Consider the following 13,559-nt stretch of genomic DNA (forward strand, 5'->3'; position numbering starts at 1 on the left):
CTTCGGCCTATCCCTGAAGCTTCGCCATAGCCGCGCCGACCGCTGCGGCAACGTCGCCCGCTTGCGGATTACCGCGCATGATGAGGCCGCCATTGGGCTGGATATTGGCGCCCGTGACATAGGCCTGATCGGTGCTCAGCCACAGGCAGGCATGGGCGACATCCTCCACCGTATTGAGCCGTCCCATCGGATAGCGCGGCAGGAAGGCGTCGGTCAGGCCAGGCACCTGGAAGCTCGCGTGGGTCATCGGGCTATCGGTGAAAGCGGGCGAGACCGTGTTGGCCTTGATCCCCAAGTGCCCGTAATCATTGGCGACGCACTCGATCAGCGCCTCACTGCCGCGCTTGGTGCCGATATAGGCCGCGTGGTTGGTGAGGATCGCCTTGGTGGTGGCCGAAGACAGGCTGATGAGCGATCCGCCGGTAGGTGCCTGCGCGCTCATCACCCGCACGAAGGCCTGCAGGAAGTGGTGCACGCCCTTGAACTGGAGATCGACGATCTGGTCGAGCTGTTCGTCGGTGATCTCCTCCAGGCTGGCGAGCAGGCCCCAGCCGGTGGTGTTGATGGCGATGTCGACTCTTCCGAAGGTCGTCACCGCCTTGTCGGCCATGGCGTTGACCTCGGGCTTCTTGGCGATGTCGCACAGGGCGTAGGCCCCGCCGATCTCGTCAGCCAGCGCGGCTAGTGGGGCTTCCTTGCGGCCCGCGACCATGACCTTCGCGCCCTCCTTGGCGAACAGGCGGGCGACGGTCTGGCCCATGTTGCCCTCCGACGCTGCGCCCAGCACCACTGCGGTCTTGCCCTCTAACTGTCCCATCACAAATCTCCTCTCGAGATGCCGAGTAACACGGGGAGCAATGCCGCGGCCCTTCCCAAAAGTGTCCATTGTTCCGCCAGCCCCCGCGGCGGATAGCGGCGCGACAATCGTGGGAGAGCGCGCAATGTTTACCGGACCGCTGGAGGATCGCGTGGCGATCGTCGAACTCAATGGCACCTATGCCGATGGCGTGGTGCGCTTCGATGCCGAAACCTGGGGGAGCGTGTGGGCGGATGATGCCGACTGGGATCTGATGGGCCACAAGACCAAGGGCAAGGACGCCATCGTTGGCTTCTGGAACGGCGCGATGGGCGGGCTGGAGGCGGTGAGCTTCCAATGCGTGCCCTGCATGATCGAAGTCACCGGCAACACCGCGAAATCGCGGGTGCAGACGCAGGAAATTTTGAAGCCCAAGGATGCGCCCGCGCGCCATGTCGGTGGGCTTTACGAAGACGAACTCGCCAAAATCGACGGGCGCTGGGTGTTCACCAGCCGCACCTTCAAGATCATCGCCGAATTCGGCGCTCAGGGGTAATTCGGCACATGGCCAAGATTCTCATTTCCGCGCAAATCGACCTCGATCCCGCCCAGCGCGAAGAAGCGCTGCGCACCGCCCGCCCGCATATCGAAGCGGCGCTCGCGGAGAAGGGCTGCATCCATTACGACTGGAGCGCCTGTTCGATGAATCCGGCGCGCGTGAACGTGTTCGAGGAATGGGAAAGCGAAGAGGCGCTCGCCGCCCATTTCAAGGACCCCGCCTATACCGGAATGCGCGATCACATCGGTCAATTCGGCCTCACCGGCGCGGTGAGCGCCAAGTACCGCGTCGATGCGGAAGGCCCGGTCTACAACGCCGAGGGTAATGCGACCGAGGCGTTTGACTAAACTGCGCCAGTGATTCTGGGCGCGATCCTCGCCGGCGGACAGGCGCGGCGGTTCGGCAGCGACAAGGCGCAGGCGCTGTATCAGGGCGAGCGGCTGATCGACCGGGTGGCGGCAGCGCTGCTGGCGCAGTGCGGCGGGTTGGTGGTGTGCGGGCGCGAAGAGCCGAGGTTTGCCTGCATCCCTGATTGGCCCGAGGCTGGACTTGGCCCGCTCGGCGGGCTGGCAGCGGCGTTGCGCCATGCGCGGGAACAGGGCTTCAGCCATGTCCTGTCCGCCGGAGTGGATGTGCCCGACCTGCCGCATGATCTGGCCGCCAGCCTCACAGGCGAAGGCGCGGCGATTGTGGAGAGCCAGCCGGTCGTCGGGCTGTGGCCGGTAGTAGACTTCCCGGCGATTGATACCTTCCTGAGCGGCGGAGGGCGGTCGCTCTACCGCTTCGCCGATGCCATTGCCGCGCGGCGGATCGATCTTCCGGCGGCCTTGATGAACGTCAACCGGCCGGAGGATTTGGCGGGGTAACCCCTCCGTCACCGCTTCGCGGTGCCACCTCCCCATTGCTGCGCAACGGGGAGGGACTTTGGCCCTTTTGTCCCTCCCTGTCCCGAAGGGATGGGGAGGTGGCAGCCCGTAGGGCTGACGGAGGGGTAAACCTCCTAAAGCTTCAGCATCTGCTTCCCGCGGTTCAAGCCAGCGAACAGCCGCTGCAAGGTCTGCGGCGCGTTTTCGAAGCCGTGCTGGATGTCTTCCTGATACTTCAGGCTGCCATCCTTGACGAAGCCTTCGAGCCGCTTGCGGATGCCGGGAAATTCGCTCGCCCAATCGAGCACGATGAAGCCCGCCATGGTCCCGCGCCGGAACACGAGGTTGAAGTAATTCTCGGGGCCAGCGGGAAGCGAGCCGGTCTCGTACCGGCTGATCCCGCCGCAGATCACCACACGGGCATTGGTGGCGATGCAGGCGAGCATATCATTGAGGATCTTGCCGCCGACATTGTCGTAGATCACGTCCACGCCGCGCGGGCAGTGCTCCTTGATCTGCGCCTTCACATTGTCCGCCTTGTAATCGATGGCGGCGTCATAGCCCGCTTCGCGCACCAGCCAATCGCACTTGTCCTGACCGCCCGCGATGCCGACCACGCGGCACCCGGCGATCTTGGCGAGCTGGCCGACGATGCTCCCCGTTGCGCCTGCCGCGCCGCTAACCAACACGGTATCCCCTGCCACCGGCTTGCCGACCTTGAACAGCCCGCAATAGGCGGTCAGCCCGGTCGTCCCCAGCACCGAGAGCACCGCAGTGGGCGAGATTTCGGTTTCGACCTTGGTAAGTTCCTTGCCGTCGGTGACGAGATATTCGGTCCAGCCGGTTGTGCCGAACAGCATATCGCCCACAGCGAACCGGCCGCCATTGGATGCGACCACTTCGGCAATCCCGCTGCCGCGCATCACGTCGCCGATCGCCATCGGGGCGACATAGTCGGCAATGTTCTCCATCCAGCCCTTCTGCGCCGGATCGAAGCCGAGGTAATGCAATTTCAGCAGCATCTCACCGGGCGCAGGATCGCCAAGTTCGGTGGTGACCAGCTTGAAGTCGTTCTCGATCTCGATCCCGCGGCCGCGCGGGTGTCCGTTCAAGAGCCATTGGCGGGTGGTGGTCGGCATCGGGGCATCTCCTCGTTTCGCCTGCCCTATTGCGGGGGCGCGGCGCCCGTCTCCACGGACAAAAGTGTCAGTCGAGTGGTTCGCACCCTGTGGTAGTTTGCACAGATAAAGGGAGAACCACGATGGGCGTCGAGACTCACAAGACCTTCTGCCGCTTTTGCCACGCCAATTGCGCGATGGAGGTGGACGTTGCCGATGGGAAGGTGATCGAAGTGCGCGGCGATCCCGACGATCTGGCCTATGGCGGTTACACCTGCATGAAGGGCCGCGAGCTGCCGGATTCGCACAATTCGGAAAACCGCCTGCACCATTCGCTGGTGAGGAACGCCGAGGGCGAATTCGTCTCGACCCCGATGCCCGAAGCGCTGGCCCATGTGGCAAGCGAACTGCGCCGCATCATTGACCAGTATGGCCCGAATTCGGTGGCTGTGTTCATGGGTTCTGGCGGGTTCCAAAACAGCGCGGCCATGTCCGCTTCATTGAGCTTTGCCAACGCGGTGGGGAGCCGCAATTTCTACACCTCGGTGACGCTCGATCAGCCCGCCAAGGTGTTCACCACGCAGCGTTACGGCAAGTGGATGGCGGGGCCGAATACCTTCTCGGAAAGCGACGTGGCGATGTTCATCGGCAACAACCCGATTGTCTCGCACTATTCGCCGGTGGGCGGGGTGCCGCCGTTCAGTCCCTCGCGCCGCATCCGTGACCAGCAGGCCAAGGGCCTCAAGCTGATCGTCGCCGATCCGCGCGAAAGCGATGTGGCGCGGCTGGCTGACATCTACTTGCCGGTGAAGCCGGGCGAGGATCCGGCGATGCTGGCGGGGATGCTCAACGTCATCATCAGCGAAGGGCTGTATGACCGCAATTTCGTCGCCGCGCATGTCGATGGGTTCGATGAACTCGCCGAAGCGGTGAAGGCCTTCCCGCCTGAAGTCGCCGCGGAACGCGCGGGGCTCGACAAGGACCAGCTTGTAGCCGCTGCACGGATGTTCGCCACCGGCTCCAAGGGCTGCGCGGTCACCGGCACTGGCCCCGAAATGGCGGGCAACGGGACGCTCACCGAATATCTCGTCGTCTGCCTCAACACGATCTGCGCCCGCTTCAAGCAGGAGGGCGAGAAGGCCGCGATCCCGGGTGTCTTCAGCCCCTACCAGAACGCCCGCCGCGCGCAGGTTGCGCCGCCGGTGCCGATGTTCGGCGCGGAAGGGATGCCGAAATCGCGGTTCCGGGGCTTGGGCCATCTGGGCTGGGAGATGCCCTGCAACGTGCTGGCCGACGAAATCCTTACCCCCGGCGAAGGCCAGGTGCGCGCGCTGATCTCGGTCGGAGGCAATCCGGTGGTCGGCTTCCCCGATCAGGCCAAGATGGTCCGCGCGCTCGATGACCTTGAGCTGTTCGTGCAGATCGACCCGTGGATGAGCGCCAGCGCCAAGCGCGCCGACGTCGTCCTCGCCCCCTCGCAATGCCTAGAGCGCGAGGACATCACCAGCCTTTCCGAATGGTGGCACGAGGAACCCTATGCCCGCTACACTGAAGCTGTGGTGGAAGCGCCGGGCGACTGCATCGACGAATATGAGATGTTCTGGACGCTCGCCCATCATCTCGGCATCCAGATGAACCTCAATGGCGGGCCGTTGCCGATGGACCGCAAGCCGACCAAGCAGGAGTTCCTCGATCTCGCCGTAACCGGCTGCCTCGTCACGCCCAGCCAGGTGCGTGCCGATTGCGCCGCCAATGGGGGCGCGGCGGTGATCTATCCCGAGGTTCACCCGATGGTTCAACCGGTCGACGAAGGCGAATTCCACCGCTTCGATCTGGCGGTCGGCGAAATGCCATCGGAGATCGGCAAATATGCCGAGAACCGCGCGGCGCGCGAAGGCTTCGATTACCGGCTGATTAGCCGCCGCTCCAAGACACGGTTCAATTCGATCGGCCATCCGCTCAAGAAATTGCAGGCCAAGACCACTACCAACCCCGCCTATATCCATCCCGAGGATATCGCCGCGCTCGGGCTGGAGGAAGGCGGGCTCGTCGCTATCACTTCGCCCCATGCTACGATCCACGGGGTCGTGAAGGCGAGCGACAAGGTGCGGCGCGGGATCATCTCGATGGCCCATGCTTACGGCGATGCCGATGCCACCAAGGAGGATGTGCGGGAACGTGGGTCTTCCACCAACCGGCTGGTGAGCGAGGTGGTCGATTACGATCCGATCACCGGGCAGTCCCTGCAAAGCGCCATTCCGGTGAAGCTCGAACCGGCCTGATTTAGCCTTCTCACCCCTCAACCCGTTCGGGCTGAGCCTGTCGAAGCCTTGTTCTTCCCTTGAGAAGAGAAGTGCGGCCCTTCGACAACCTCAGGGCGAGCGGGAATGGAGACAATAAGCCATGCCGACCAACCGCCGTTTCCTGCTGCAACGCCGCCCTGATGGCACGCCCGTCAAGGAAGATTTCGAACTCGTCACCGAACCCACGCCCGCGCTGGAAGAAGGCCAGTTCCTGATCCGCAACCACTACGCCTCGCTCGATCCGGCGATGCGCGGGTGGATGGATGCGGAAGGCAATTACATGCCGCCGATCCCCTTGGGCGATCCGGTGCGGGCGAGCACCATCGGCGTGGTCGAGGAAAGCCGCGCCGAAGGCTTTGCGCCCGGGCAATGGGTGATGGGCCTCAACGCGCTGGAGGATTACTCGGTCAGTGCTGTCGGCGGTTTCACTCAGCCGATTGACCCCACCGTGGTGCCGAGCGTCACCAACTACCTGTCGATCTTCGGTGCTGTCGGAATGACGGCCTATTTCGGCTTCCTCGAAGTGTGCCAGCCCAAGGCCGGTGAGACTGTGCTGGTCAGCGGCGCGGCGGGCGCGGTGGGATCGCTCGTGGGCCAGCTCGCCAAGATCCACGGCTGCCGTGCGGTCGGCATCGCGGGCGGCCCCGCCAAATGCGCGCGCCTCATCGAGAAATACGGCTTTGACGCGGCCATCGACTATCGCGGCAAGGACGAAGCCGCATTGACCGCCGCCATCGCCGAAGCCTGCCCGGACGGCGTGGACGTGATCTTCGAGAATGTCGGCGGGATCATCCTTGATGCCGGGCTGATGAACCTGAACCTGCATTCGCGCGTCGGGCTGTGCGGGCTCATCAGCGAATACAACACCGAGCGGCGCGGCATCCGCAACCTGTGGCAGCTCATCGTCAAGCGCGCCCATATCCGCGGGCTTTTGGTGGCCGACTACGTCCCCCGCTTCGCCGAAGGCGGCGCGCAGATGGGTGTCTGGGCCGCGCAGGGCAAACTCACCATCGACGAGCATATCGACGAAGGTCTGGAGCACGCCTTCGACAGCTTCATGCGGCTGTTTGCAGGCACCAATGACGGCAAGATGATCCTCAAGATCGCCTGATGCGCTCGTTGCTGGTCCTGTCGGGGGGCCATCCCTATGAGGAAGGCCCCTTTGCCGAATTGCTCGCTGCGCTTGGCGATTGGGACATCACGCACCTGATCCACCCCGAAGGCGGCGAGGCCGACGCGGCCGAGGCGATTGCTGCTGCCGATGCGCTGCTGTTCTACGACATGGCAGGCTACACCTTCGCCAATGGCACGGTGACGATGCGCCCGCCCTCGCCCACCTTTCGGGCGGCGATCACCAAGCGGTTCGCGGCGGGCAAAGGTGCGGTCGCTTTGCACCACGCGCTGGCCGGGTGGGCCGAGTGGCCGGAATGGCATGAGTGGCTGGGCGGCGGGTTCCTCTACCAGCCGGGCGAATGGCAGGCCGAGGCTTGGCCGGATTCAGGCTATCGCCACGATGTCGCCTACGAAGCCCATGTGATCGCCGATCACCCCGTGACGCGCGGGTTGCCCGTTAGCTTCTCGGTGACCGACGAAGTTTATCTCTGCCCCATCGACGAAAGCGCCATCATCCCGCTGATGCGGGCCGAGGGGTTCACCTTCACAGCGGGCAACTTCTACTCCGCCGCCAATGCCGTCGCCGGCGCGATGTTCAGCCGCGAGGGATGGGACCACCCGCCGGGCAGCAATTGCATCGCCTGGGAAAGCCGCACTTGCCCCGCACCGCTCGTCTACCTGCAATGCGGCGACGGCCCAGCGACCTATGCCAACCCGCATGTCCGGCAGATGCTGGCCCAAGCGCTCGACTACACTTCAGGAGGAACCGCATGACACCCCAGCAAACCGTCGAAGCCTTTATCGGCCACTGGAATGCCTGCGATATTGACGCGATGTTGGCCCTGTGTGCGCAAGGGATCGTCTACCATAACATTCCGATGGAGCCGGTCCACGGCACCGCCGCGATGCGCGAAATGGTTGCCGGATTTCTGGCCGATATCGCATCCTGCGACTGGCAGACCCACGCCATCGCCGCGAACGGCAACACCGTCCTGACCGAGCGTACGGACGCGTTCAACTTCAAGGACGGCCGCCGCGCCGCAGTTCGGGTGATGGGCACCTTCGAGATCGACGCAAACGGCCTCATCATCGGCTGGCGCGACTATTTCGACATGGCTGAATTTGTACGCGAATTCGCCGCAGAGTGATGTTCTCCGCACAATCCTAACACAAACGCGCATCGCAACGTAGGCGGGGTCATGGCTAGGCTTGCGACCTAATATTCAAGGGTCTGGAGCCGCCTCACATGAACAAGCCACAAGGCAACGTGTTTGCGCCTGAAACACTGATCGATCCGTTCGACCATTACCGCGCCATGCACGAGGCCGGGGTTGCGATCGAACTTCTCGAAGGCATGAACACCTACGTCGTCTACAGCTACGACCTGTGCAGCGAGGCGACCACCAAGCCGGAAATCTTCTCGAACGATTTCACCGCGCTGATGGGGCGTGAGGCGGATGAGGATATTCAGGCCATTCTGGCTGAAGGCTGGCCTGACCTGCCCACACTGCTCACCGCCGATCATCCGGTCCACACCCGCAACCGCAAGCTGGTGAACCTCGCCTTCTCTGCCCCGCGTGTGAACGCGATCGAGGCCGATATGCGGCAGAAATCGATCGACCTGATCGAGGCCTTTGCCGACCGGGGGGAATGCGAATTCGTCGAGGAATTCGGCGTGCCGCTGCCGGTCGCGATGATCGCGGGGCAGATCGGGCTTGATGACGATCCCAAGCGGGTGAAACGCTGGTCCGATGCGGCGGTCGACCGTTTCAGCCAGATGGTGGATCACGACCGCAAGCTCGAATGCGCGCGCAGCCTTGTCGAATTCCAGCACTACATGAAGGGCCTGATCGACGATCGCCGCGCCAATGGCGGCAATGACCTGCTGACCGATCTGGTCGAAGCGCGGATCGAGGGGGAGACCCCGCTGATTGATCCCGAGATCATGTCGCTGATGCAGCAATTCATGGTGGCGGGGAACGAGACCACCACCTCGACGCTGGCAGGCGGATTGCTCCAGCTGATCCGTAACCCCGATCAGATGGCGAAAGCCAAGGCGGCAGCGGGCGGGCGCGATCCCAAGGTGATCGGCAACCTCGTCGAAGAGGCGCTGCGCTACGAAACGCCGACGGCGGGGATGTGGCGGATCGTCAAGCAGGACACCGAGCTGGGCGGCATGGCGATCCCGGCGGGCAGCGTGGTGCAGCTGCGCTATGCCGCGGCCAACCGCGATCCTTCCAAGTTCCCCGATCCCGACCGGTTCGACATCGAACGCACGAATGCGCGCACCCATCTCAGCTTCGGCAAGGGGCCGCATATGTGCGTGGGCAACATGCTTTCCCGCAAGGAAATGCTGGTTGCTTTCGACGAGCTGCTCGAACGGCTCGATAACTTCGCGGTGGCGGACGAGAATGAAATCCGCATCCTGCCCAATATCCTGCTGCGCGGGGTGACCCACCTGCCGATCACGTTCACGCGGAAAGCCTGACGCACATGAATTTCGACCTTTCCGAAGAACAGCAGATGTTCGTGACCTCGGTCGAGCGGTTCGCCGCGCCGGTCGATGTGGAGGCCCGGCGCAAGCTGCGGCTTTCGCCCACGGGCTATGACCGTGCGCGCTGGCAGCAATTGGCCGAGATGGGCCTGATCGCGCTCGCTGCGAGCGAAGATGCGGGCGGCATGGGCGGCTCGGCGGTGGATCTGGCGCTGGTGGCGGAAGCCATCGGCAAGGCCAATGCGCCCGATCCCTTGCTGGAACACGGCATCCTGCCCGCACTGCTGCTGGAACGCGGCGGCGCGACCGAGGCGCTTGACGGCGTGCTGGCGGGCGAAACCATCGCCACCCTCGCCTGGACCGAACGCGGCCAGCGCTACAGCCTCAAGGCCAAGGGCATGAAGGCCGATGGTGTTGAGGGCAGCGTCACCCTCACTGGCGAAAAGACGATGGTGATGGGCGCGCTGATCGCCGATCTGTTCATCGTCACCGCCGACATGGGCGGGGAGACCGCCTGTTTCCTCGTGCCAAAGGGCGCGCCGGGGCTGGAAGTGCGGGCCTATCGCCTTGCCGACGGCAGCATCGCGGGCGAGTTGAAACTGACCCGCACGCCTGCCGCCACGAAACTGGCGCTGGACGCCGAGGGGCTTGCTGCCGTCGCCGCCGAAATGCGGCTTTATGCCGCCGCCGAGATGGTCGGGCTGGGCCAGCGCCTGCTCGACGATACGCTGACTTACGTGAAGGAGCGCGAACAGTTCGGCGTCGCCATCGGCAGTTTCCAGGCGCTCCAGCACCGGCTGGTCGATTGCTATGCGCGCGAGGAACAGGCGCGCTCGATGCTACTGCGCGCGGCGCTGACCGACCGGGCCGATCCCGCCAAGTGGCAGCGCGCCGCCGCCGGGGCCAAGGCCTTCATCGGCGAGAATGTCGACGCCATCGCGCGCGAAGCGGTGCAGATGCACGGCGGGATGGGGATCACGGATGAACTGGCGATCGGCCATGCTTTGAAGCGCGTGCTGGTGCTCGCCCGGTTATTCGGTGACGTCGACACCGTGCTCGCCGAATATGCTTTGGCAGCCTGAGGGGGCTTGGACATGGGACAGAAGATCGACCCAAACCTGTGGAGCGACGGGCCGGAACCGCACCTGATGGGCGGCAAGTTGCCGTCTGGCGAAGTGGTGTTCCCGATGCCGGTCGGCGATGCGGCTGCGGGCGTGGAGCCCTACAAGCTGTCACGCCGGGGCAAGCTGTGGTCATGGACCTCGCAGGGCTTTTTGCCGAAAGAGCCCTATGAAGGCCCCGGCTCCGGCCCCGGCGAAGGCCCGCCCGATTTTCAGCCCTTCCTCTTGGGCTATGTCGAACTGCCCGGCGAGGTGATCGTCGAAAGCCGGATCGTCGATGCGCGGCTGGAAGACCTGCACCTCGGCATGGAGCTCGAATTCTGCATCGTGCCGTTCAACATGACGCATGACACCTTCGCCTTCCGCCCGGTCGCCGCAATCGAGAGTAAAGCCGCATGAGCGAGAACGTCTATATCATCGGCGCAGGCATCCACCCCTTCGGGCGCACAGACGGCCGTTCAGGCCGCGAGCAGGGGGTACATGCGGTGCGCGAGGCGCTGGCCGACGCCGGGCTCGAATGGCCCGACATCGAATGCGCCTATGGCGGCTCGGCAGCGGCGGGCAATGCCGACATCATGGTCAACGAGCTGGGGCTGACCAGCCTGCCCTTTACCAATGTCGCCAATGGCTGCGCGACCGGCGGCAGCGCACTCGCCGCCTCGCAGCAGGCGATTGCGAGCGGGATGTATGACCTCGCGCTCGCCGTCGGCTTCGACAAGCACCCGCGCGGCGCATTCAACGCCAAGCCCGCCGATTACGGCCTGCCCGAATGGTACGGCCAAACCGGCATGATGCTGACCACGCAGTTCTTCGCGCTCAAGATCCAGCGCTATATGCAGCTGCACGGCATCAGCCGCACGACGCTGGGCCGGGTCGCGGAAAAGGCGTTTCGCAACGGCACCCTGACGCCGCACGCATGGCGGCGCAGCCCGGTCGATCTGGAGACGATCCTCAACGCGCCGATGATCAACGACCCGCTGACCAAATATATGTTCTGCTCGCCCGCAGAAGGCGCGGTGGCGCTGATCCTCGCTTCGGAAAAGAAGATGAAGGAACTAGGCGCGGACGGGGTCAAGATCCGTGCGGTCTCGGTGAAAACCCGCCCGCCCAACTCCTTCGAGGTATTCCAGGCCGGCATCAGTATCGAGGAAGGCGGCAAGCCCACCGTGCTCGCGTCGAAGGCCGCGTTCGAGAAGGCCGGGGTCGGACCCGAGGACATCTCGGTCGCACAGCTTCAGGACACCGAAAGCGGCGCAGAGATCATGCACATGGCCGAAAACGGCTTCTGCAAGGATGGCGATCAGGAAGAGTGGCTCGCCAATGGCTGGTCGGAGATTGGCGGCAGGCTGCCGGTCAACACCGATGGCGGCTGCCTTGCGTGCGGCGAGCCCGTCGGGGCTTCGGGTCTCCGGCAGATTTACGAAAATGTCACCCAACTGCGCCAGCGCGGCGGCGAACGGCAGGTGCCCGGAAAACCGCGGTTCGGCTATTCCCACGTCTACGGCGCGCCGGGGCTTTCGGGCGTCGCCATTCTGGAACGCGAATGAGCCGCATGCGGGGCAAGGTCGCGCTGATCTCGGGCGGCGCGGAGGGGATCGGGGCTGCTGTCGCGCGGCTGATCATCGCCGAGGGCGGCAGCGTGATGCTGGGCGATGTGCAGCTGGAAAAGGCGCAAGACCTGGCCGCTGAACTGGGCGAGCGCGCGGCGGCCTGCCTGCTTGATGTGCGTGACCTGCACCAGTGGGAAGCTGCCGTTTCCGCCACGCGCGGCCATTTCGGCAAGCTCACCGTGCTGTGCAACATTGCGGGCATCTCCGAACCCGGCAACGTGCCCGATGGCGATCTCGACGTGTGGCATCGCACCATCGACATTAACCTCCACGGCCCGTTCTACGGGATGCGGGCTGCGATCCCGGCGATGGAAGCCAGCGGAGAACCCTGCGCCATCGTCAACATCGGCTCGATGATCGCGCTGCGCCCGGCGGCGTTCGTTGCTGCTTACTCAGCGTCGAAGACCGGCCTGCGCGGTCTCACCCAGTCGGTTGCGCTTGATCTGGCCGCACGGGGCCTGCCGATCCGCGCCAACATGGTCCACCCCGGCGCGATCCGCACGCCGATGTACAATCGCTATAAATTTTCCGGCGCCGACACGCCCGAGAACATCGAAACCAATTTTGCCGCCACCCACCCGATGAACCGTATTGGCGAGCCGGAGGAAGTCGCCCGCGCGGTCGTGTTCCTCGCCAGCGATGATGCGAGCTTCACCACGGGCTGCGACCTAACCGTTGATGGCGGCGGGAGCATCAGGAGCTAACGTGACCAAAGCGCATTTTCACAGCCCGGCCACCCGGACCCAGCGTTTGCACCCGCGCCGCCGGCCAGTCGATGGCGGCGGTAGCATCAGGAGCTAATCATGGCCGAACAACCCGCCACCCGCATCGACGCGCATTTCATCGCCGCGGGTAAGTATCACGATATCGACTTCCCGCGGATCGAGATCCTCAAGCTGCTGGCCGAACACCCGCATATCCGCACCACGGTGGCCTGCGACTATTCGGGGCTCGAACGGCTCGATGCCTGCCGTTTCCTCATCACCTATACCTGCGACCTGATGCCCACGCCTGAACAAGCCGCGCAGATCAAGGCGTGGATGGAGAAGGGCGGCAAGTGGATGGCGCTCCACGGCACCAATTCGATCCTGGTCTTCACCGCCGAAGGCTTGGTCGATGCGCCCGATGATCGCCCGGACGTGATGGAGATGCTCGGCACGCAGTTTGTTGCGCACCCGCCGATCGGCAAATTCCCGGTTGAGGTGGTCAATAAGGATCACGAGCTGACCCAGGGGATTGAGAACTTCGAAGTGGTGGACGAGCTATACCTCTCCAAAACCACTGCCCCGATCGAAACCCTGATGCAGACGACCTTCGAAGGCGAGGCCACCGGCTTCACGCACAGCCAATGGCCGACCACCACCGTACCTATCCTTTATACGAGGGATATCGGCGCAGGGCAGATCGTTTACAACGCATTGGGCCATTGCCGTGGCCACTATGACCTGCCCGGCATGGCTGATTTCTACCCGCATAAGGAAATGTGCGCGTGGAATTACGATGTTTATTATGATCTGCTGCGGCGCACGATACTCTGGGCGATGCGCGACGGGGCCTGAGCGGCTGGACTGATTACGAG

Annotated in this window: 15 protein-coding genes; 13 read left to right on the forward strand and 2 right to left on the reverse strand. The window is 64.1% G+C overall.

The annotated features are described in order from the left end of the window. Nucleotides 1–7: 7 nt before the first annotated feature. Nucleotides 8–817, reverse strand: a complete 810-nt coding sequence (locus GRI59_RS02435) for an SDR family NAD(P)-dependent oxidoreductase (protein ID WP_160759604.1) — start codon at nt 815–817, stop codon at nt 8–10. Nucleotides 818–941: 124 nt separating this feature from the next. Between GRI59_RS02435 and GRI59_RS02440 the strand changes: the two genes are divergently transcribed. Genes GRI59_RS02440 through mobA form a run of 3 tightly spaced genes read left to right on the forward strand, consistent with a single transcriptional unit; the run spans nt 942 to nt 2,221 of the window. After that, nucleotides 942–1,352: a nuclear transport factor 2 family protein gene (locus tag GRI59_RS02440; protein ID WP_160759605.1), complete on the forward strand. Its 411-nt coding sequence runs from the start codon at nt 942–944 to the stop codon at nt 1,350–1,352. A gap of 8 nt (nt 1,353–1,360) precedes the next feature. Next, nucleotides 1,361–1,702 carry a putative quinol monooxygenase gene (locus GRI59_RS02445; RefSeq protein ID WP_160759606.1) on the forward strand — a complete coding sequence of 114 codons (342 nt, stop codon included), beginning with the start codon at nt 1,361–1,363 and terminating at the stop codon, nt 1,700–1,702. Between the two features lie 9 nt (nt 1,703–1,711). Beyond that, complete coding sequence (gene mobA, locus GRI59_RS02450; RefSeq protein ID WP_160759607.1) at nt 1,712–2,221, forward strand: NTP transferase domain-containing protein; 510 nt, start codon at nt 1,712–1,714, stop codon at nt 2,219–2,221. Between the two features lie 134 nt (nt 2,222–2,355). Here the strand turns inward: mobA and GRI59_RS02455 are convergent, their stop codons facing one another. Then, complete coding sequence (locus GRI59_RS02455; protein ID WP_160759608.1) at nt 2,356–3,360, reverse strand: NADP-dependent oxidoreductase; 1,005 nt, start codon at nt 3,358–3,360, stop codon at nt 2,356–2,358. Between the two features lie 122 nt (nt 3,361–3,482). Here GRI59_RS02455 and GRI59_RS02460 point away from each other — a divergent pair, with 122 nt between their 5' ends. From GRI59_RS02460 to GRI59_RS02505, 10 genes are all read left to right on the forward strand, one after another. Next, nucleotides 3,483–5,621 (forward strand): molybdopterin-containing oxidoreductase family protein, encoded by a 2,139-nt coding sequence (locus tag GRI59_RS02460; protein ID WP_160759609.1) that lies wholly within the window; start codon nt 3,483–3,485, stop codon nt 5,619–5,621. 121 nt (nt 5,622–5,742) lie between these two features. Beyond that, nucleotides 5,743–6,753: an NADP-dependent oxidoreductase gene (locus GRI59_RS02465; RefSeq protein WP_160759610.1), complete on the forward strand. Its 1,011-nt coding sequence runs from the start codon at nt 5,743–5,745 to the stop codon at nt 6,751–6,753. Beyond that, nucleotides 6,753–7,529 (forward strand): ThuA domain-containing protein, encoded by a 777-nt coding sequence (locus tag GRI59_RS02470; RefSeq protein ID WP_160759611.1) that lies wholly within the window; start codon nt 6,753–6,755, stop codon nt 7,527–7,529. The genes GRI59_RS02465 and GRI59_RS02470 overlap by 1 nt, the downstream gene beginning before the upstream one ends. After that, a complete protein-coding gene (locus GRI59_RS02475; protein ID WP_160759612.1) occupies nt 7,526–7,903 on the forward strand; it encodes a limonene-1,2-epoxide hydrolase family protein in 378 nt (125 codons plus the stop codon). The genes GRI59_RS02470 and GRI59_RS02475 overlap by 4 nt, the downstream gene beginning before the upstream one ends. A gap of 98 nt (nt 7,904–8,001) precedes the next feature. Further along, nucleotides 8,002–9,243: a cytochrome P450 gene (locus GRI59_RS02480; RefSeq protein ID WP_160759613.1), complete on the forward strand. Its 1,242-nt coding sequence runs from the start codon at nt 8,002–8,004 to the stop codon at nt 9,241–9,243. Between the two features lie 5 nt (nt 9,244–9,248). Further along, on the forward strand, nt 9,249–10,331 hold the full coding sequence (locus GRI59_RS02485) for an acyl-CoA dehydrogenase family protein (RefSeq protein WP_160759614.1): 1,083 nt from the start codon (nt 9,249–9,251) through the stop codon (nt 10,329–10,331). Between the two features lie 12 nt (nt 10,332–10,343). Then, nucleotides 10,344–10,769: a Zn-ribbon domain-containing OB-fold protein gene (locus GRI59_RS02490; protein ID WP_160759615.1), complete on the forward strand. Its 426-nt coding sequence runs from the start codon at nt 10,344–10,346 to the stop codon at nt 10,767–10,769. After that, a complete protein-coding gene (locus tag GRI59_RS02495) occupies nt 10,766–11,917 on the forward strand; it encodes a thiolase family protein (protein WP_160759616.1) in 1,152 nt (383 codons plus the stop codon). The genes GRI59_RS02490 and GRI59_RS02495 overlap by 4 nt, the downstream gene beginning before the upstream one ends. Next, a complete protein-coding gene (locus GRI59_RS02500; protein ID WP_160759617.1) occupies nt 11,914–12,684 on the forward strand; it encodes an SDR family NAD(P)-dependent oxidoreductase in 771 nt (256 codons plus the stop codon). Before GRI59_RS02495 ends, GRI59_RS02500 begins: the two co-directional genes overlap by 4 nt. Nucleotides 12,685–12,783: 99 nt before the next feature. Further along, a complete protein-coding gene (locus tag GRI59_RS02505) occupies nt 12,784–13,539 on the forward strand; it encodes a ThuA domain-containing protein (RefSeq protein ID WP_160759618.1) in 756 nt (251 codons plus the stop codon). Nucleotides 13,540–13,559 lie beyond the last annotated feature (20 nt).

It is taken from the genome of Erythrobacter ramosus, assembly GCF_009828055.1.
GTDB classification, from domain to species: domain Bacteria; phylum Pseudomonadota; class Alphaproteobacteria; order Sphingomonadales; family Sphingomonadaceae; genus Erythrobacter; species Erythrobacter ramosus.

Coding starts and splice junctions, on each gene's coding strand:
- GRI59_RS02495 (WP_160759616.1), top strand. CDS start 10,766: ATGAGCGAGAACGTCTATATCATCGGCGCAGGCATCCACCCCTTCGGG.
- GRI59_RS02455 (WP_160759608.1), bottom strand. CDS start 3,360: ATGCCGACCACCACCCGCCAATGGCTCTTGAACGGACACCCGCGCGGC.
- GRI59_RS02460 (WP_160759609.1), top strand. CDS start 3,483: ATGGGCGTCGAGACTCACAAGACCTTCTGCCGCTTTTGCCACGCCAAT.
- GRI59_RS02490 (WP_160759615.1), top strand. CDS start 10,344: ATGGGACAGAAGATCGACCCAAACCTGTGGAGCGACGGGCCGGAACCG.
- GRI59_RS02465 (WP_160759610.1), top strand. CDS start 5,743: ATGCCGACCAACCGCCGTTTCCTGCTGCAACGCCGCCCTGATGGCACG.
- GRI59_RS02475 (WP_160759612.1), top strand. CDS start 7,526: ATGACACCCCAGCAAACCGTCGAAGCCTTTATCGGCCACTGGAATGCC.
- GRI59_RS02500 (WP_160759617.1), top strand. CDS start 11,914: ATGAGCCGCATGCGGGGCAAGGTCGCGCTGATCTCGGGCGGCGCGGAG.
- GRI59_RS02485 (WP_160759614.1), top strand. CDS start 9,249: ATGAATTTCGACCTTTCCGAAGAACAGCAGATGTTCGTGACCTCGGTC.
- GRI59_RS02470 (WP_160759611.1), top strand. CDS start 6,753: ATGCGCTCGTTGCTGGTCCTGTCGGGGGGCCATCCCTATGAGGAAGGC.
- GRI59_RS02505 (WP_160759618.1), top strand. CDS start 12,784: ATGGCCGAACAACCCGCCACCCGCATCGACGCGCATTTCATCGCCGCG.
- GRI59_RS02445 (WP_160759606.1), top strand. CDS start 1,361: ATGGCCAAGATTCTCATTTCCGCGCAAATCGACCTCGATCCCGCCCAG.
- GRI59_RS02480 (WP_160759613.1), top strand. CDS start 8,002: ATGAACAAGCCACAAGGCAACGTGTTTGCGCCTGAAACACTGATCGAT.
- GRI59_RS02435 (WP_160759604.1), bottom strand. CDS start 817: ATGGGACAGTTAGAGGGCAAGACCGCAGTGGTGCTGGGCGCAGCGTCG.
- GRI59_RS02440 (WP_160759605.1), top strand. CDS start 942: ATGTTTACCGGACCGCTGGAGGATCGCGTGGCGATCGTCGAACTCAAT.